The organism is Aquamicrobium ahrensii (assembly GCF_040545755.1).
Classification (GTDB): Bacteria; Pseudomonadota; Alphaproteobacteria; order Rhizobiales; family Rhizobiaceae; genus Mesorhizobium; species Mesorhizobium ahrensii.
The window spans coordinates 14,379-30,988 of the sequence record NZ_JBEPMN010000012.1; the positions used below are offsets into that span (position 1 = coordinate 14,379).

The 16,610-nt window shown below is 60.0% G+C and carries 22 protein-coding genes; 17 read left to right on the top strand and 5 right to left on the bottom strand.

Annotated features, from left to right (window positions below):
• The first annotated feature begins 34 nt into the window (after positions 1-34).
• From ABID44_RS14065 to ABID44_RS14095, 7 genes are all read left to right on the top strand, one after another.
• Positions 35-613 carry a head-tail connector protein gene (locus ABID44_RS14065; protein ID WP_354152350.1) on the top strand — a complete coding sequence of 193 codons (579 nt, stop codon included), beginning with the start codon at positions 35-37 and terminating at the stop codon, positions 611-613.
• Positions 613-966, top strand: coding sequence for a phage head completion protein (locus tag ABID44_RS14070; RefSeq protein WP_354152351.1), 354 nt, complete (start codon positions 613-615; stop codon positions 964-966). Before ABID44_RS14065 ends, ABID44_RS14070 begins: the two co-directional genes overlap by 1 nt.
• Positions 967-982: 16 nt before the next feature.
• Complete coding sequence (locus ABID44_RS14075; RefSeq protein ID WP_354152352.1) at positions 983-1,501, top strand: HK97-gp10 family putative phage morphogenesis protein; 519 nt, start codon at positions 983-985, stop codon at positions 1,499-1,501.
• Positions 1,501-1,869: a tail completion protein gp17 gene (gene gp17, locus ABID44_RS14080; RefSeq protein WP_354152353.1), complete on the top strand. Its 369-nt coding sequence runs from the start codon at positions 1,501-1,503 to the stop codon at positions 1,867-1,869. The genes ABID44_RS14075 and gp17 overlap by 1 nt, the downstream gene beginning before the upstream one ends.
• Positions 1,870-1,935: 66 nt before the next feature.
• The gene (locus tag ABID44_RS14085; protein ID WP_354152354.1) at positions 1,936-2,625 is read left to right on the top strand and encodes a phage tail tube protein; all 690 of its coding nucleotides are present in this window, start codon (positions 1,936-1,938) and stop codon (positions 2,623-2,625) included.
• Between the two features lie 2 nt (positions 2,626-2,627).
• Positions 2,628-2,978, top strand: coding sequence for a GTA-gp10 family protein (locus ABID44_RS14090; protein WP_354152355.1), 351 nt, complete (start codon positions 2,628-2,630; stop codon positions 2,976-2,978).
• Between the two features lie 2 nt (positions 2,979-2,980).
• A complete protein-coding gene (locus tag ABID44_RS14095) occupies positions 2,981-3,277 on the top strand; it encodes a hypothetical protein (RefSeq protein ID WP_354152356.1) in 297 nt (98 codons plus the stop codon).
• A gap of 4 nt (positions 3,278-3,281) precedes the next feature.
• On the opposite strand, the gene ABID44_RS14100 is transcribed toward ABID44_RS14095, so the two are convergent.
• Positions 3,282-3,560: a hypothetical protein gene (locus ABID44_RS14100; protein ID WP_354152357.1), complete on the bottom strand. Its 279-nt coding sequence runs from the start codon at positions 3,558-3,560 to the stop codon at positions 3,282-3,284.
• A gap of 27 nt (positions 3,561-3,587) precedes the next feature.
• Between ABID44_RS14100 and ABID44_RS14105 the strand changes: the two genes are divergently transcribed.
• Genes ABID44_RS14105 through ABID44_RS14130 form a run of 6 tightly spaced genes read left to right on the top strand, consistent with a single transcriptional unit; the run spans position 3,588 to position 11,684 of the window.
• Entirely contained in the window at positions 3,588-5,576 is a 1,989-nt protein-coding gene (locus ABID44_RS14105; protein ID WP_354152358.1) for a phage tail tape measure protein, read from the top strand.
• Positions 5,573-6,244, top strand: a complete 672-nt coding sequence (locus ABID44_RS14110; protein ID WP_354152359.1) for a hypothetical protein — start codon at positions 5,573-5,575, stop codon at positions 6,242-6,244. Before ABID44_RS14105 ends, ABID44_RS14110 begins: the two co-directional genes overlap by 4 nt.
• A complete protein-coding gene (locus tag ABID44_RS14115; RefSeq protein WP_354152360.1) occupies positions 6,234-6,827 on the top strand; it encodes a DUF2163 domain-containing protein in 594 nt (197 codons plus the stop codon). Before ABID44_RS14110 ends, ABID44_RS14115 begins: the two co-directional genes overlap by 11 nt.
• Positions 6,820-7,221, top strand: coding sequence for a DUF6950 family protein (locus ABID44_RS14120; RefSeq protein WP_354152361.1), 402 nt, complete (start codon positions 6,820-6,822; stop codon positions 7,219-7,221). The genes ABID44_RS14115 and ABID44_RS14120 overlap by 8 nt, the downstream gene beginning before the upstream one ends.
• Positions 7,222-7,235: 14 nt before the next feature.
• Positions 7,236-10,115 carry a phage tail protein gene (locus ABID44_RS14125; protein ID WP_354152362.1) on the top strand — a complete coding sequence of 960 codons (2,880 nt, stop codon included), beginning with the start codon at positions 7,236-7,238 and terminating at the stop codon, positions 10,113-10,115.
• Positions 10,116-10,142: 27 nt separating this feature from the next.
• Positions 10,143-11,684, top strand: coding sequence for a hypothetical protein (locus tag ABID44_RS14130; protein ID WP_354152363.1), 1,542 nt, complete (start codon positions 10,143-10,145; stop codon positions 11,682-11,684).
• Positions 11,685-12,012: 328 nt separating this feature from the next.
• Here ABID44_RS14130 and ABID44_RS14135 read toward each other — a convergent pair whose 3' ends face one another.
• The 4 genes from ABID44_RS14135 to ABID44_RS14150 all read right to left on the bottom strand — a co-directional run bounded on the left by ABID44_RS14135 (position 12,013) and on the right by ABID44_RS14150 (position 14,573).
• A complete protein-coding gene (locus ABID44_RS14135; RefSeq protein WP_354152364.1) occupies positions 12,013-12,288 on the bottom strand; it encodes a hypothetical protein in 276 nt (91 codons plus the stop codon).
• A gap of 400 nt (positions 12,289-12,688) precedes the next feature.
• Complete coding sequence (locus ABID44_RS14140; RefSeq protein WP_354152365.1) at positions 12,689-12,970, bottom strand: hypothetical protein; 282 nt, start codon at positions 12,968-12,970, stop codon at positions 12,689-12,691.
• 503 nt (positions 12,971-13,473) lie between these two features.
• Positions 13,474-13,686, bottom strand: coding sequence for a hypothetical protein (locus tag ABID44_RS14145; RefSeq protein ID WP_354152366.1), 213 nt, complete (start codon positions 13,684-13,686; stop codon positions 13,474-13,476).
• A gap of 221 nt (positions 13,687-13,907) precedes the next feature.
• A complete protein-coding gene (locus tag ABID44_RS14150) occupies positions 13,908-14,573 on the bottom strand; it encodes an outer membrane protein (RefSeq protein ID WP_354152367.1) in 666 nt (221 codons plus the stop codon).
• Positions 14,574-14,735: 162 nt separating this feature from the next.
• Here ABID44_RS14150 and ABID44_RS14155 point away from each other — a divergent pair, with 162 nt between their 5' ends.
• The 4 genes from ABID44_RS14155 to ABID44_RS14170 are packed head-to-tail and all read left to right on the top strand — an operon-like array spanning position 14,736 to position 16,420.
• Positions 14,736-15,734, top strand: coding sequence for a glycoside hydrolase family 19 protein (locus ABID44_RS14155; RefSeq protein WP_354152368.1), 999 nt, complete (start codon positions 14,736-14,738; stop codon positions 15,732-15,734).
• Positions 15,731-15,949: a hypothetical protein gene (locus ABID44_RS14160; RefSeq protein WP_354152369.1), complete on the top strand. Its 219-nt coding sequence runs from the start codon at positions 15,731-15,733 to the stop codon at positions 15,947-15,949. Before ABID44_RS14155 ends, ABID44_RS14160 begins: the two co-directional genes overlap by 4 nt.
• Positions 15,867-16,097 (top strand): hypothetical protein, encoded by a 231-nt coding sequence (locus tag ABID44_RS14165; RefSeq protein ID WP_354152370.1) that lies wholly within the window; start codon positions 15,867-15,869, stop codon positions 16,095-16,097. Before ABID44_RS14160 ends, ABID44_RS14165 begins: the two co-directional genes overlap by 83 nt.
• Positions 16,094-16,420: a hypothetical protein gene (locus ABID44_RS14170; RefSeq protein ID WP_354152371.1), complete on the top strand. Its 327-nt coding sequence runs from the start codon at positions 16,094-16,096 to the stop codon at positions 16,418-16,420. Before ABID44_RS14165 ends, ABID44_RS14170 begins: the two co-directional genes overlap by 4 nt.
• The last annotated feature ends 190 nt before the right edge of the window (positions 16,421-16,610 follow it).

The window sequence follows — 16,610 nt, forward strand, 5'->3', positions numbered from 1 at the left end:
TCCGCGCCGCTCCATCCTCTTTTCCGAGGCATCCATGCTCGCACCTGTCCTGATCACGCCGCCGGCCATCACGCCTGTCTCGCTCATCGAGGCCAGGGCGCATCTGCGCGTCGACCATAATGATGACGATACGCTCATTGCAGCTCTGATTTCGGCTGCGGTCGATCATCTTGACGGCTGGACCGGCATTCTCGGCCGCTGCCTGGTTGAACAGGAATGGCGGCAAAATTCGGACGTGTCCGGCTCTTGTGTGATGTTGCCGCTCGGGCCTGTGATCGAGATCGTGAGCGTGACAAGCGGCTCCGATACGATCGACCCGGCAAATTATAAGCTCAAGACCGATGCCGGCGACCGCTCGCGCGTTGAGTTTGGCGGCCCTTTCTCCGGCCTGATGACCGTCACCTACAAGGCCGGCTATGCGACTATTCCGCAGGAAGATGGTCCGCCCGTTGTTCCCGAGCAATCAACGGTCCCGGACGCTCTGAAAGTGGCGATCCTGCTCCTGGTCGGCAATTGGTACGCCAATCGCGAAACTTCCAGCGTCCCGAGCCTGACGGAACTGCCATTCGCGGTTTCGGCGCTGATCGCGCCATATCGCCGGGTAGGTATCTGATGGTGGGGGCGGGTGATCTTGGCGAGCGCTTCACGATCCAGCGCGACATGGCCGAACCTGACTGGAGCGGCCATCCCGGCGAGCCAGATTGGCAGACGTTCGTCGGACCGATCTGGGCCGGCATTCAGTTCATGCGCGGCGGCGAGGGTGTTCTTGCTGCGCGGCTCACGGCAAAGCAACCGGCGATCCTGACGATCCGCAACAGCACCGCCGCGCGAGGTATCAAACCGAGTGACAGGGCCAAGAACGCGCGCACCGGCGAGATCTTCAATATTCGGGAGAAGCCGAGGGTTTCGCGCGAAAACCGGGGCTTTCTGGAAATGCTGGTTGAGGCGGGGGCGTCGGATGGCTAGGGGCGTAAAGGTGAGAGTGTCCGGCCTGAAGGAACTGGACGTGGCGCTCGGCGAGATGTCGAAGGGCGCGGCGCGCGGGGCACTGCGGCGGGCGCTGACCAAGGCGGCCGAACCGATGCGTGCGGCAGCCGAGCGCAATGCCCCGGAAGATACCGGCGCGCTCAAGCGCAGCATTGCGCTGTCCAGCAAGATCGACAATCGGGCCGGCAAGGCCGAATACGCGGCCGTCATGAAGGGCGGCGGCAGCAAGGCACAGGCGGCCGCGGCCCTGCGGGACGCTCGGCGCGCGAAGGGCATCGGCGAGAGTTTCGCGGAAGTCTTTATGGGACCGAAAAAATCAGGCAAGCGCAAAGCCATCAAAGCCATGGTGCAGGAGTTCGGCAGCAAGAAGCAGGCCGCGCAGCCGTATATGAGGCCCGCATTCGACGCCGAGGCGCAGAACGTCATCAACGGCATCAAGAGCGAACTGTCGACCGAGATTGACAAGTCCGTGCGACGAGCGCGCGCGCGGGCGGCAAAAAAGGCGGGCAAGTGATGGAGCAGGAACTGACCGCGCTTCTGACTTCCGCTGCCCCGCGCCGGTTCTGGGGCCGCGCGCCGCAGACACCGGCACCAGCCCGGCCCTATATCACTTTGTCTCGCGTATCGGGCGTGCGCCGCTATCACAATCAAGGTGCCGACGACCTCGTCGCCAGCCGCGTGCAGATCGATGTCTATGGCGACACCTATGTCTCGGCGCAGAACACCGGCAATGCAGTCATTGCCGTGCTGTCGGGTTATCACGGCGGCACATTGCAGGGCGTGTTCATCGACAGCCAGCGCGATCTGAGCGGTATCGACGGCAGCGATCCGAACGAACTGTTCCGTATGTCCATCGACGTGATCGTGCGTCACGCCGGCTGATCCACCTTCCGCAATCCTGATTTCAACCAGCCGCCCAGCGCGGCCTTTTCCGCATGAGGCAAGACAATGTCTGACGCAATGATCGGCTACAGCACGCTCTTCGACATCAGCCAGGACAATGGCGCATCGTGGATCACAATGGGCGAGGTCTATGACATCACGCCGCCCAGCGATACTGTCGACCAGGTGGACGTGACGCATATGCAGTCGCCGAACCGCAGGCGCGAATTCATTGCCGGTCTGTCCGATCCGGGCTCGGCCGCGTTCGAAATGAACTTTGTGCCCGGCTCCCCATCCGATCTGAAGATTCAGGAAATCCGGGGAACTGGCGAGCAGGTTCTGTGCCGTATCACCTTCCCGAACGCGGTCACATGGCAGTTTTCCGGGCAGATCGAAAGCTATGAGCCCGCGATCCCCACAGAAGATAAGCTCACCGCGTCGGTGAGTTTCAAGGTCTCCGGCTCGACGGTTGCCACGCCGGCGGCCGCTCCGGTCAATGCTGTGCCTCCTGCCGTTGCGGGCCTTGCCAAGGTCGGACAGGTGCTGACTGCATGGGAAGGTCAATGGTCGGTCGCGGCGACCTACACCTATCAGTGGAAAGTGGACGGCACGAACAAGGCCGGCGCGACTGCCAAGACCTACACGCCGGTGGTCGGCGATGTCGGCAAACCGGTGACGGTCGAGGTCACCGCCACCAATGCGGCAGGCACGGCGACGGCCGCCAGCCAGCCCACCGCTGACGTGGAGGCCGCATAATCATGGCCAATCCGAACCGTGGTGAAGTCGCCCTGCCGGTGGGCGATCGCGAGTACAGGCTGTCGTTCTCGGTCAACGCGATCTGCGAGCTGGAAGACGCGCTCAACATGCCCGTAAGCAAAATTGCCGATGGGATGAACGACGCCGGCAGCATCCGCATGTCCATGATCCGCACAGTGGTATGGGCTGCCTTGCAAGACCATCATGATAGCGTTTCGGTGAAGGAAGCCGGCCAGATCGCATCAGAGGCCGGCATCCCCACTGTCATGGAGGCCATCGGCAAGGCGTTCGCGCTGGCCTTCCCGGAGGCGGAAGACAAGGCAAACCCTCGGAAGGCGGCGAAGCGCGCATAGACGTGCTGTCGCTGCTGGAAATATGGGCTACCGCCGATCAAGACCCGGCTTTGTTCTGGCGTCTCACCTTGCGCGAAATCAGCATTATCCTGAAGGGAGCAGCCGCCAGATTGACCCGCGAGCAAGACGGCCGGGCCTGGGTGGCCTGGCACATCGAAGCGCTGGCCCGGACGAAGAAGCTGCCGACGCTGAAGTCGATGCAGTCGGGCAAGCCGCTCAAGCGTCGCCGGATGACGCCTAACGAGATGATCTCCATGGCGCATCTGTGGACGGCGGCAACGACGATGGGTCGGTGTTAGCTATTCACATTACCGGCTCTTGCCGCGTTAAGCGTGAAGGGCCGGCTGCCCTCTGCGATACGTCATCGGAGGCGATCTTGGATAGGTGGCGCTCTATTAGGACAAGATAAGCGATGGTCCCGCAGGCGAGTTCCGCCACCAACGCGCCCGCAACTGCCCCAGCGAACATGCCTGATATTGCGCCACCGGTAGCTTGGTAGCCCACGCCAACCCCGGCAACGACGATGAGAACTGCGATTATCGCGTTCAGTAGAGACAGCGTCTCTGCCAAAAACCTGTTCATTCCCCCACTCCGTTGAAAGTAAAAAACATGGCAAAAGGTAGCGTAATCGGCAACCTGCGTGTGAATATGGGGCTGGATAGTGCCCAGTTTCAGACTGGCTTGGCAAGTGTATCCAAAAACATGGACGCAATGGCGAAGGAGGCAGCAGCCTTCGGCGCGAAGATCGGCCTCGCCATAAGCGGCGCGGTGGCCGGTATCGGCGCATTCGTCAAGATGACAGCATCCAGCGCCGCCAAAATGGGGGATGTGGCCGACCGCCTTGGCCTTCCGGTTGAAAGCCTACAGGAGCTTCGCCATGCCGCCGATATGAGCGGCGTTGCGGTTCAGAACTTCGATGTTGCTTTTCGACGCTTCATTCGTCGCTCGTCAGAAGCTGCGCGGGGGACTGGCGCGGCAAAGGACGCATTCAAGGAATTGGGCGTCAGCCTGACCGATAATCAGAAGCGGATGCGTAACTCCGAGGATATCTTCAACGATGTCGCGGACGCGATGGGGAAGATTAAAGACCCCGCCAATCGGCTGCGCCTTGCGTTCAAAATGTTCGACACCGATGGCGCGGCCATGGTGAAGATGTTTGAGAATGGATCGGCCGGCGTAAAGCAGTTTCGTGAACAGGCGCAACAGCTTGGTATCGTCCTGTCGGAAGATGCCGTTCGGTCTTCGCAGCGATTCAATGATAGCCTGTCGTTGATCTCCAAGACCGCGGAAGGTTTCAAGAACCGTGTCTTCGCAGGCATCCTCCCTGCATTCGAGAACCTTGCCGCTCGCATTCTCGATATTTCGGTGAACGGTCAGGTTATGGACGGCGTGGTCAATGCTCTGAGTGGCGGCATGAATCTGCTCGCGCGCGGCATCGGCTTCGTTCTCGATAACCTCGACCACCTTGTCGATCTGTTCAAGGTCTTCGTCGCTGCGAAGATAGTCACCTATGTCGCAGCGGTGGGCGGCGCGATGCTCACGCTCGGTAGAACAGTTGGCATTGCCTCAAAGGCCATGCTGTTGTTGACGAGCATCACTCGCGTGAAAATTACCACTCTCGCGCTGCTTGCGGGAGTGATCGCCAAAGTGACTGGAACCTATGATGTTCTGGTTGAAAAATTAAAAAGCGTCGGACAGGCGGTGCTGGATGCGCTTCCGGAAGATATGCGAAGCAGCATGGAGGGGCTGGGGCAAAAGCTGAAAGATCTAGTAGCCGACGTTAATGAGGCGAACTCGGAGAGCGCCAAGATGTTTGGCAGCTATCTGGGATGGTCCGATGAAGCTGTCGATAGTTTCGGCAGGGTCGGCACTGCCGCCAAGAGCGCCGCCGACAAAATGAAGGAGATGCAGTCCGAAGCCGCCCGCATCTTCGAAGCAACCCGCACGCCGCTCGAACAGTATCAGGCCCAGATTGCCAGGCTGAACGAATTGCTGGCCGCTGGCGCAATCAACCAGGACACCTACAACCGCGCTGTGATCCAGGCGCAGGATGCCTTCGAACAGGCCGAGAAAGCCGGATTGAAGACCGAGAGCGTGTTCCAGCAAATCGGCCAAACGATTGCGCAGTCTTTTGGCTCGGCCATGCAAGGGCTGATCGACAGGTCCAAGAAGGCGATCGATGTCTTGAAGGACCTCCTTTCGCAACTCGCCAGCATGGCGATGAACCGCGCATTTCAGGCTCTGTTGGGCAGCATTGGCGGGAGCTTGTTCGGCGGCTCCGACCCGTGGGCCGGTCTTCGCGTTCCCAATTTTGCCAGCGGAGGCACGATCATGCCGGGCGGATATGGCGGTATCGACAGCCAGCTCGTCATGTTCCGCAAATCCCCAAACGAGCGCGTCGATATCACCAAGCCGGGCCAGACGTTGGAGGGCGGCCGGGGCGGTGCCGTAAGCGTTGCGGTCGAGGTCTTCGTCAATGACGATGGCATGTTGGGCGCAATTGCAAAAACGGCCGGTCGCGATGCGGCAGTTTCTGTCGTGCAGGCCAACAACAAGGCCCGCCAGAAGCTCTACAACAATGGCGGGAATCCAAGGTGAGCATTCCAGTTCTCGACCTGCCTTCCATCCGCGGCTGGAAGGATGGTGCATTCGCTCCCATCCGGCCGGCGCGCAGTAACCAGATGCGCGGTCGCCGTACCGAGCGGCTGCTTCAAGGCGCGCCCTACTGGACAGCTTCCTTTCAGTCCGTCCACCTCACCTATGAGGATTTCGGCCTGATGGACGCGTTCCGCATGCAGATGGACGGTGGCGGCGTTTTCCGTGCCTACGATCCGATGCGTGCCCGGCCGATCGCTCATGACAAACACGACGGTCAGCCGCTATCAGGCACAAAGGCAGGCGGCGGGGCATTCAATGGCTCTGCGACACTCGTCGAGATCATCAGCCCCACCAAGGTGAGGGTTGGCGGCCTTCCGGCAGGATTTCGGCTGTCGATTGGCGATTACCTATGCCTCGCCATGGCGACGCTGGTGGTCTCGCTCCATCGGATCACAGCGCCGGCGATGGCTGACAGCGGTGGCGTTGTCACGCTCGACATCCTTCACCCGCTCGATACTCAGCATTTCACCACGGCGTCTGTCGTTCATTTCGAAAAGCCGTTCTGCCTGATGCAGGTCGATCCATCATCCTGGGATATGGGCAAGCCTGTTTCGGGCGAGCGGCCGGTTTCATTCTCCGCCCAGGAGGTATTCTTCTATGGCTCTTGACCCTGCCGTTGACGCCGCGCTTGAAAGCGGCCAGATCGCAGCGCTCGACCTGATCCGGTTCGACCTGCCGGGCCGCGATCCTGTGGGCTACCACATGGGCGGCCGGCCCTACACCTATAACGGGCTGACCTATCTTCCGAACCGCTGGCTCGACATGGGGGAGATGCGCGGCGATCTGGGAGTCGCGGTTTCGGCCCGCGAGGTCGTCTTCTCGAATATCCCGACCGATGATCCGAACGATCTGATCAACATTCTGGAATCGCTGTCCTACACCAATGCCCCGGTGATCATCTCGCATCTGGCCGGCGTTCCGGAAACCAATGCGGTTCTGGGTGTCCTCGCTTCCTCGATCTACGAGATCAACGAGGTTCGATACGAGGAAGGCGCGGCCGATGATAGCGGCGAAAGCGCCCTGACCATCATCATCGAACTGGAACCGCCCGGCCGCTCGGCGCGCGGCGAAACGCTCGTGATGCGCGCGCAGGAAGAACAGCAGTTCGACAACGATCCGACCGATACTTGCTTGGAATATGCGTCTGTCGTGCAGACAGTCCCGGTCGAGTGGGGGCAGCGCAGTGGCTAAGACCCGGTTCGAGATCGCCCATCTGATCATCGAGGCCGAACTGACGAAGCCGTATGTCTATGGCACGGCAGATTGCTTCTTTTTCGGCTGCCGGATCGCGGATGCCTTCGACCCGGCGAGGAAGATGGTGAAGACCTATTCCGGCTCCTACAAGACGTTGATGGGTGCCCAGCGCGCCATGCGCAAGCGCGGATTCAAGAGCCTGGCCGAACTGGTCGCCGTCCATCTGGAGCCGTGCGCGCCCGGCGAGGCGCAATTCGGCGATCTCGTCATCCTCCAGCTTGCCGATGGCGAGCATGTGGGCGTCTGCGTCGGCGCCAAGTTCATCACCAAGACCGAACGCGGCAGGTCGCTTCACGATCTGAGCGCCGTCAAGGCAGCTTTCCGCACCTGATCAGGTAGCTTCAGATGATTTTCACCGCTATTGGCACTGCCATTGCTGGAGTGCTTTTTGCTGGATCGGTGCTGGCCGCGAACATTATTGGCGGCGTTTTGGCGTTCGGCGCCCAGCTCGCGCTTTCCTATCTGAATCGGCCCAAGAAGCGGACCTATTCGGCTGTCCAGGGGCAGAAGGAATACGGCGCGCGTGTCCCTGTCTGGGGACTGTACGGCACCGGCAAGGTGCAGGGCCACCACATCTATTATGCGAAATGGGGCAAGGGGAACGCCTACAACGCAGACGTTTTCGTCCTCTCCAATGGCTGGTGCGATGGGCTGGAGCCGGAAATCTACTTCTATGGCAAGAAGCATGCGCTGATACCTCGCCCGATCATCGGCAACGAAGTCGCACACTATGGTGTCGGTGATTTCGGCAATCTCATCTCGATCCGGTTTTACGACGGGCGGCCGGAACAGGGGCCGGATACCAAGCTCGTCGCCGATACCGCGAACATCGGCCAGCGGTGGAAGGCGACTTCCGTCTGCGCCGGCATGACCTATGTCGTGGTCGAGCGGAAATACGACGAACAATTCGAACATGGCATCCCCGAGTTCGAGTTCATTCTTCGCGGTCTCCGCCTGTATGATCCGCGCCAGGACAGCACGGTTGCCGGCGGTTCCGGATCGCACCGGATCAACGAGCCATCAACGTGGGAGTTTTCGGAGAACCCGGCCCTCCAGCGCCTCAACTATCAGCTCGGCCTTCGTGGGCAGGTATCCGGCCGCACGCTGATCGGTGAAGGCAAGAGCCGCGGCCAACTGGATCTCGGCTCCTACTTAGCGGCGATGAACGCCTGTGATGCGCTGCGCAACGGCAAGCCCACGTATCGGGCATCGCTGCTGGTCACCGGCGAGGATGACCATACCGAAGTCCTGAAAGAGTTCGATGACGCCATAGCTGGCTACGGCATGAACCGCCGTGGCCTCTCTGGAGTGATCGCCGGTGCGCCGCAAATTCCGGTGATGGATATCGGGCCGGACGATATCGATGCGGGCCGCGCCGTGCAGATCAAGCGCCGGAAATCGGCCTTCGAACTCTACAACAGCATTGGCGGACAGTTCATTTCCAGGGAGGCGAACTGGAACCCGGAGAGCTTGAAGCCAGTCACGATCAACGCCGATGTGGTTGCCGACGGGCGGATGCGGCAAACCTCGAACGATTTCCTTCAGGTCACCGATCCCGATATCGCGCAATACCTGTTGCAGATCAGGTATCGCCAGAACCGCAAGGGTGGATCGGCTACCATCCCGGTATCGCGACGTGTCGGTTTCGACGTCGAGGAAGGCAACTGGATCACCTATGCCGGGCTGACCTGGCTTATCACCGGCTGGCAGATGGATTCCAGTCTGGAGTTCACGCTGACGCTGGCGGAGACCGGCAGCGATGTCTATTCAACCGCCGGTATCGAGCCCGGCCCGATCGTTGTTCCGCCGACACCTCCAATCAACCCGAGCCTTTTGACGACGGTTGCCGGTTTTGATGTGGATGCCGGGATGATCACCGGTGCAGATGGTTACGAAAAGCCGGTCCTGCGCATGACGTGGGAGCCGCCGGAAGACCCGACCATCACCATGGTCCGTTTCGAATACGGCATTGAAGGCGGCACTCAGAAGTTCACGGCCGAGACCGCGGATGTCGAAAGCGGCGAGTTCGTCACAGGCGAAAACGTGGTGCCGGGCGAAATCTACATCGCTCGTGCGACCATCGTCACGGTGCCGGATCGGTTCAAAACATGGACCGGCTGGGCAACGACCTCGACGGCAACTGGCGCGATGGCGGTTACCGCTTATCTGCGAAACGTCGGGCAGGACGTATACCAGACGCTTCAGAGCCTCCGCGCCGAGCAGGCCGAATTGCGCGACCGCCTCGAAATCCTCGCCGCCGGCACGGCCGATGCGACGGGGGCCAGCGTTGAGCGCCATAGCGTCGCCCGGCGGTTTCAGAACGCGACGGCGGTTGCCTTGCGAGAGATGACGGCGGCAATCAGTGATGAAGACGGTAATCTCATGGCAGTCGCCTCGATCCTTGACGCAGTGCAGGCATCGGTTGGCGACATCTCCGCCGATGGTCTGCGCAAGATTGAGGTGGTTGCGGGCTCTGGCGATGTCGTCGCGCGCCTTGTCGATATGGTGCGCGCCACGATTGATGACGATTGGGTTGAGGCCGGAACGGTTGTTGAGGTCGGATTCGAGGGTGGCGATCCGCTGAAGCCGTTCTCGCGGCAGCTTTTTCTCGCAAACCAGTTCATCTTCACGGACGGCTCGGACACCGCCCGTCCAATCGTCTTCGAGGATGGGGTCGCCTATCTGGACCAGGTGAGGCTCAAGCAGCTTATCGCAGATGAGATCGAAGTCATCGGCAAGTTCGATGCCGCGCTCATTCTTCAGAATGGCTCAGTCATCGAGGATCTGATCGATGTCGACACGTTCTCGCGTTTCGAGCCGATCCAGTATTCATTTTACCACTATTTTCCCAACGGGTCATCGGCGAATGACGCGTTGACAAATCGCGGGACGGTCATCGTAGATAAGCCGGCTGATAAGCCGTGCATCGAATTTATCGATATCGAGGTCATCTCCATTCGAAGCGGGACCGGCGCTGTGAACGGGAGGTTAGTGCTTACCCGAAACGGTGACGGTGTTAATCCGACATCAGGTGAGCAAGTTGCCTATGCGCAGGTCACCACAAACCAGACGGTAAAAATATCAGAGAACCGCATGAGAGGCGGCACTCTCGGCGAGACTACAATACGCTACGACATATGGACAGATTGGGGTGGCGCATTAGCCGGCTCGTCGAATGGCAGTATCTCCATCAAGTGCGACTCCGGCGTGTGGGTGTTTCGATGAATTCTCAGACGACAGGATAGCCAATCCATGAACTCACTTATTTACAACACCGGCACGGTGAGCGTGTCGGGCGGGCTCTCTATTGTCGAGGGCAATCTGACCGGCTGGGCCGTGGCGCTGGTCGAGGGCGGCGTGTTTTCCTGCGACGGCCTGTCCATACCGATCCTCTCCGTCGAGGACGACACGCACCTGACGTTGGCCTATGCGTGGCCGGGTGCGAACGGCAGCGGCAAGCAATATGCAATTGCGCGCACATCATCCGAAGCGACGGCGCGCGCGGCTACATGGACCGTGGACCGCCTCGGCAAGCTGGCGCAGACCCCATGGGGTGTGGGCGTCGTCCCGGACGGTCGCGGCACGCTCGCCCAGCGTGATGCGCTCAGCCCAATGCCGAATGACGACTATTGCTGGCTGCGCGTCGAGGTCGACGAGCCGGCGGAATTGTATTTCCGTGAGGGCGGTGTGTGGCTGGGGCCTTATGAACTGAGAGGCGAGCCGGGGGCGGATAGCGCTATTCCCAGCCCGGCCGGGTCAAAAGGCTGGACTCCGGTTATCGCTGTGGTCGCAGACGGCGCGCGATATGTGCAGCAGGTCATCGACTGGACGGGCGGCAATGGTGGCAAGCCTGCGGCGGGTCAATATGTAGGCTCGTCCGGCTTTGTCGAAACTATCGAGGATGCGGCTAATATCCGAGGTGCATCCGGTGACGGAACTGGCGATATGTTGGCCGAGGTCTACGATCCAAGCAACAAAGCTGCCGATGCCTTTTCGATGCGCAACATGGCTGAGGACGGCGACGCCAAGATCATGACAGCCGCAGAGCGCGTGGCAATTGCGGGCTTGCCGGATGCTCTGGCATCGAAGATCGGCAGAGATGAGCCGCCCGTCGCCAACAGCTTCAACCTGCTCAAGGACGCCGGGCGCTTCGCCGGCAGCCCCGAGCCGCAGGGCGCGAGGGTGACCAGCTTCGCCGCCCCGGCCTACATCCAGCCGGCCAACGGCGCGACCGTGAGCGCGGGTCCGAAACACATCTACGACAACACCACCTATGGCGGCAGCTTCGGCGATCTCGACGCAGATGTCGACGCCCTGATCTCGAAGCTGAAAGATGCGAGCTACCGGCGCTATGGCGTCGAGTTCTACCTGATGCAGATCACGGCCGGCGCTGGCACCGGCACGGCGCGCACCATCAACGGCGTTTCGCACTATCTGCCATTTGCGATCCCGCAACTGCCTTTGCCGCCGGAATTGACGATCAACTATCATGTGCTGGTGAAGTCGGGCAGCCTAGGCTGCGGGATTCCAGCCACGCCGAACTGGCTTTACCTGGACGGCCAGCATTATACGGGGGCACAGCAGATTTTGCCCGCCGACGGATGGCGGCAGGTGACGCGCCGGGTCGCCTATGATCCGCGTCAATTCAATGGATACGACAATCTGATCCACCAGCTCTTCGCCACGCCGGGCGCGGTCTTCTATCTCGCCGCCCTCACCGTCACGCCCGGCCTGCTGCCCATGGGCGAGGGACGCTATTACGGCGTGGTGCCGAGCCTGGAGGCGTGGCGGTGAATGCGAGGATATCGCGTGTCGCTAGCGTGACGAACTGTCGAGTGCGCGGTAGGCCGACGAAAGTCAAACCTTTAGAGGTCTGTAGATTTGGGGCGTTGGAGCCTAACCAGCCAATAGGCTGCCAAAAAGGTAATTGGTGGTGCGACCACCAAAAACGCAGCAACCAGAAAAACTTCTTGCCAGAGCGTCACTGGAAGGCCTCTCGAAGCAGACGGGCCGGCATATCAGCGGGGAGCGTCAATACCGGCCCTACAGCCACGAATGGCCGCTTCACACTGGCTACAGGCACGCCTGTTCCGTTTCAAGCATAAAAATCCCCGACGCTTATTCAGGAGCGGGCAGACGAGTGCAAATTGTCGCTGTGGGTGTTTTGCCGAAAATATTTCAGGATTTCGTCCGCCGAATCAAGACAGACTTCGACAATCGCAAAAGCAGCCGGATTTTCTGACCACCCCACAAGGGCGGTTTCCCAGGCTTTCTCATCCACGTGCTGGCCCGCAACTTGTCCGCCAAGCCTGAAATAGATGATCCGTGCGATTTCCGAGCGCATATATGAGGCGATATCGTCGCCAAGTTGCGACGACGCGAAGTTATTCGTTTGCACGCTATTAGCCCACCAAAGCCCAATACCCAGACGCATTATAGGCAGAGCTGTACACGTTTCAATCAGAGAGGGCGGCGCTTGACCAATGCGGCGGTCCTGCGGCAAGTGGGGACCCGATGAAAGGGAGTGCCAATGGGCTGGAGAACGATCGATTCAGCGCCGCGAGACGGAACCGTCATCGATCTATGGGCCAACGGGGAGCGCTGGCCCGATTGCTATTTCGGAAAGCGCCGATACTGGTCTTTAGACGGCAATGAAACGAAAACTTTAGCGTGGCTGATGGAGACGCCGGATTGGGTCTGGGTCACGCTCAATGAGAACTTACCTCGCGGTACGACCCCCACCCATTGGATGCCGCATCCAAAGCCACCTGGATCTCGATAGGGAGCGCCGGCTTGGGTTATTCCGCAGACCGAACGATGGCTTCAAGGACGGCCCCGGCGAACGTCGAACCTTCGCCCTCAACGATCGAGCCGGTTGGTGAATACAGCTTTGCAACAATTCTGCCGACCGGCTGATCGAGGCCGTCGCCAATGCTCCAGCCGGGGAGGATCGTGGCAAGCAATCCCATAGCTGAATGGAGGTCGCCTTCGACCGCGTCGTCGATCAGAGTTCCGATGTGCGCGGACGGTTGATCCAGCGAGCCGGTGATTTGGTGCAGCTTTTGCTTGATGTCCTGCATGCGGCTTAGTCTTCTCCGGGGATTTAAGCGGGCCGATACTTGGTCGCCTCAAGAAAGAGAACCGGGCAAGGTCAGTTGGATATTTGATGCAAAGACGGTATCGGTCACTGCCTCATTTTGCGCTCGCGGAAGATCGTTTGGGAGTTATCCACGTCCACCTGCGCGCATACGGGACAGGGGAGAGAGTAGCCAGGACAATCGCTGGCAATGGTGCCATCGGGGCATCCGCAGCCTGGCCACCTTTCGCAACTGAACACGCGGCCTAGATCGCCGCATCTCTTGCACGTTCCCATTTCGTGCAGCCCCCACTATCGCCGGGAAGCAACTTATTGTGGAAATTGACGGTCCACAACCTAAAAAGGCGCAGCTAAAGACGTCGACTATTCTGCGGAGATGGGCCGACGCGCTCTCGCTTGGGGGCGGGGAGCGCGCCGACCCTGCCGTCCCCTCGTAAGGACGGCCGGTGCATTGTAGCCTGCAAATCTGAACTGGCAATCGGGCGGTCAGCACTTGTCCCATGTGCCGTAGATCAGGGCCAAATTCTCTGGAGAAAGGTTGATCGTATAGCGATAGGTGGAGTTGTCGTAGATGCCTGCGGCCTCCACCGTCAAGCATATCCCGTCTCGGTAGGCGGTTACCTCGGCTGGTAAAAGCGCCGCATTCCGGATTCGTTTTCGCCTGCCGGCCCGCTTGGCCGGTTCGATGTAGATTTCCATGTCTTGCCCCCGCAAATTCGAAAGAATCTGGCGCACCCTTCGTCGCGGGTACACCAGCAGAAGTGATTCCTGGATGGCCACGTGTGCAGCCGGACTAACAATGTGAAATGGCTCACATTTGTTCCCCGGCCCTCGGGCACATGAAAATCTGATCTTACAATCGGCGCAAAAGAAAAGGCCCCGCGCGTGGCGGAGCCTTCGGAAAATGTCGAACGGGATGATCAGAATCTGTAGGAGATGCCGAGCCGAACTGAATGACTGGTGATATCGTTTTCAAAGGAGTTTAATCCTGCTGGCGCAAAATACTTTGTGCCAAAATCTGAGTATCGATACTCGATCCTGGTCGTCAGATTATCCGTGAACGCATATTCAGCGCCTGCTCCAACCGTCCAGCCTGTATAGGTTTTCTTGATGCTCTCAGGCACGCCGCCAATGTTGTTCTGGTCGATGCTGGCAAAGGCAATGCCGCCTGTTCCGTAAACCAACAGCCGGTCAAACGCATATCCGAGGCGAGCCCTGACTGATCCGGTCCAATTGAAGTCCGTCTCATCGACCGTGCCGCCGAAACCATTATCGTCACCATCAAGGTCGGCCCACTCAATGTCGCCTTCGATACCAACGACGAATTGATCGATCTGATGATTATAGCCGATGTGAACACCGGCAAGAAAGCCGTTGGCGTCGTAGCTATTGGCAATACCAGTGATTGCTAAACGATCAACATCTGCCCATCCATAACCAACATGCGCCCCGATATATGCGCCCGTCCAATCGAAAGAGGCGGCAATCGGCGCTTCCGAGACCGGTTCGTAGACAACCGCATCAGCCGCCTGCGCAGCCGAGAAGGTGAGCGCGCTAAGCGCGGCTGCAAGAAAAAGCTTCTTCATGATGTGCCCCCAGGAAACCTGACAAAAAAGCCAACATCGCGGCGGCAAGCTCGTCAACTGAATCATTCTCCGGAAGCGGTATGGCTGCATCTTTTGGCTGCAACTGTGGCGTGCCGACAACATAGACGCCCAACCCCCCTTACGACCTTGAAAGGAACTGACATGGACAGAACCGTGCCCTCCGGCGCGGCGATCACGCTTGCGCAAATCGAACGGATCGTCGGCAAACTGTCGGCCAAGCAGAAGGCCAATGCGAATAGCCTGGCCGAAGGGCTGGCGGCCTATGGCTTGCAGGCCGGTCTTTCCCAGCCGCACCGTCTCGCGCAGTTCCTCGCTCAAATCCTCCACGAGAGCGGGGCCTTCAACTACGACCGCGAGATATGGGGTCCGACGCCGGCGCAGAAGCGCTACGAGGGCCGCGCCGATCTCGGAAATGTCCAGAAGGGCGACGGCTCCCGATACCGTGGACGCGGCCCGATCCAGATCACCGGCCGGACCAACTATCGCGCCTTCACGAAATGGGCGAAGAAGATCGATCCCAAGGCCCCGAACTTCGAAACGACCCCCGATGCGGTCGTGACCGATCCGTGGGAAGGACTTGGTCCGATCTGGTATTGGGATGCCGGCAACCCGGAAGGTCGCAGCCTCAACCGCTACGCCGACGACAACAACATCGAGATGATTACGCGCCGGGTGAATGGCGGGCTCAATGGCTTCGCCGACCGCGTGAACTGGTATGTGCGCGCTGCGCTGGTTCTGCTTGGATACGGCCCAGCGGAAGTGAAGCGCTTCCAGCAGAACCATCCCGAAGCCGGTATGGCCGACGGCATTGCGGGGGAGAAAACCCGCATGGCCCTGCACAAGGCCCTGTCTGGCGCGAACCCTTACCGTGAGGTCGAGACCTTCGAGCGAGAGATCGAGGTGGAGATTCCTACCATCCCCGAAGCCGTCGAGACCAAGGTAAAGGAAAAGGTAGACTGGTGGACCAAGCTGACCGGTGGCGGTGGTGTGGCGGGCCTTGGTCTCAGCGCGTTCCTTGGCGCCGACTGGCAGGCCGTCCTCGCGGGCGGGGCCGTTCTTATCGCGGTGATCCTTATCCTTGTGCTTCTTCGCAGTCAGATCGGGGAAGTCATCCGCGATATTCGCGGGGCTCTGGCATGACTTTCCGTCTGATCCTCGTGGGCGCGGTGATCCTCGCGGTTATCGCGCTCGTCTACGTCATCCGGGAAGACGGCGCACGATCCGTCACCACGAAAATCGAAAGGCAGAACGATGCGGCACGCAATTCGGCTGATGGCGCTCGCAGCGCTTATGACAAGTGCATCGATGCTGGCGGGATGTGGAACTTCAGCGCCGGCAAATGTGAAGGGCCTTAGCCAGGTGGTCGGGACCGATCTCGTTGGTGCGCGCGGGGCATCTGCTGCCGATCAACGCAAGATCGACCGCACTGTTGTCGGGCTTTGCGCTGGCGGTGTGTGGAGCAAGCAGGACTGCGCGAGGCACGGGAAGGAAAGTCAGGAATGAACGACGCCAGCCAGGACCGGGCCATCGGCAGGATCGAGGGCAAGCTCGATCTGATCATTGCCGATCAGGACAAGGCCCGACAGGACCGAAAACAGCAGTATGAACGGCTGGAGAAGATCGAGCGGCGTACTGAAGGCACTGACCGGAAGGTCGAGAGCATCGACAAGCGACTTGAGAAGGTCGAGGAACCAGTGGCTGAGTTCTCGCGCTGGCGGGAACGCGGCGTTGGGGCTCTTATGCTGGTGAGTTTCGCCGCTGCCTCTGTCGGAGGGCTGGCAGTCGCATTTGGTAAAAAGATATGGGTTGCCTTAACCGGAACTTAGCGCGACGGAACCATTTAACAAGCGCGTCCGTTCGCGGGCGTGTCTCAGGCGACAGGCCCGTCATCCGCAAGGGTGGCGGGCTTTTCTGCGCCAACTCACTCTACCGTCACGGAATCCGTAGGACTGGGATCCACTTCTGCCAAGGGAACGGCAACAGCCACAAGCGCGCCAATGACGGCGACCGCGAAGG

Bases quoted from the DNA above. Each gene is read 5' to 3' on its own strand.
- ABID44_RS14065 (WP_354152350.1), top strand. From the start codon at position 35: ATGCTCGCACCTGTCCTGATCACGCCGCCGGCCATCACGCCTGTCTCG.
- ABID44_RS14070 (WP_354152351.1), top strand. From the start codon at position 613: ATGGTGGGGGCGGGTGATCTTGGCGAGCGCTTCACGATCCAGCGCGAC.
- gp17 (WP_354152353.1), top strand. From the start codon at position 1,501: ATGGAGCAGGAACTGACCGCGCTTCTGACTTCCGCTGCCCCGCGCCGG.
- ABID44_RS14085 (WP_354152354.1), top strand. From the start codon at position 1,936: ATGTCTGACGCAATGATCGGCTACAGCACGCTCTTCGACATCAGCCAG.
- ABID44_RS14090 (WP_354152355.1), top strand. From the start codon at position 2,628: ATGGCCAATCCGAACCGTGGTGAAGTCGCCCTGCCGGTGGGCGATCGC.
- ABID44_RS14100 (WP_354152357.1), bottom strand. From the start codon at position 3,560: ATGAACAGGTTTTTGGCAGAGACGCTGTCTCTACTGAACGCGATAATC.
- ABID44_RS14105 (WP_354152358.1), top strand. From the start codon at position 3,588: ATGGCAAAAGGTAGCGTAATCGGCAACCTGCGTGTGAATATGGGGCTG.
- ABID44_RS14115 (WP_354152360.1), top strand. From the start codon at position 6,234: ATGGCTCTTGACCCTGCCGTTGACGCCGCGCTTGAAAGCGGCCAGATC.
- ABID44_RS14125 (WP_354152362.1), top strand. From the start codon at position 7,236: ATGATTTTCACCGCTATTGGCACTGCCATTGCTGGAGTGCTTTTTGCT.
- ABID44_RS14130 (WP_354152363.1), top strand. From the start codon at position 10,143: ATGAACTCACTTATTTACAACACCGGCACGGTGAGCGTGTCGGGCGGG.
- ABID44_RS14140 (WP_354152365.1), bottom strand. From the start codon at position 12,970: ATGCAGGACATCAAGCAAAAGCTGCACCAAATCACCGGCTCGCTGGAT.
- ABID44_RS14145 (WP_354152366.1), bottom strand. From the start codon at position 13,686: ATGGAAATCTACATCGAACCGGCCAAGCGGGCCGGCAGGCGAAAACGA.
- ABID44_RS14150 (WP_354152367.1), bottom strand. From the start codon at position 14,573: ATGAAGAAGCTTTTTCTTGCAGCCGCGCTTAGCGCGCTCACCTTCTCG.
- ABID44_RS14155 (WP_354152368.1), top strand. From the start codon at position 14,736: ATGGACAGAACCGTGCCCTCCGGCGCGGCGATCACGCTTGCGCAAATC.
- ABID44_RS14160 (WP_354152369.1), top strand. From the start codon at position 15,731: ATGACTTTCCGTCTGATCCTCGTGGGCGCGGTGATCCTCGCGGTTATC.
- ABID44_RS14165 (WP_354152370.1), top strand. From the start codon at position 15,867: ATGGCGCTCGCAGCGCTTATGACAAGTGCATCGATGCTGGCGGGATGT.
- ABID44_RS14170 (WP_354152371.1), top strand. From the start codon at position 16,094: ATGAACGACGCCAGCCAGGACCGGGCCATCGGCAGGATCGAGGGCAAG.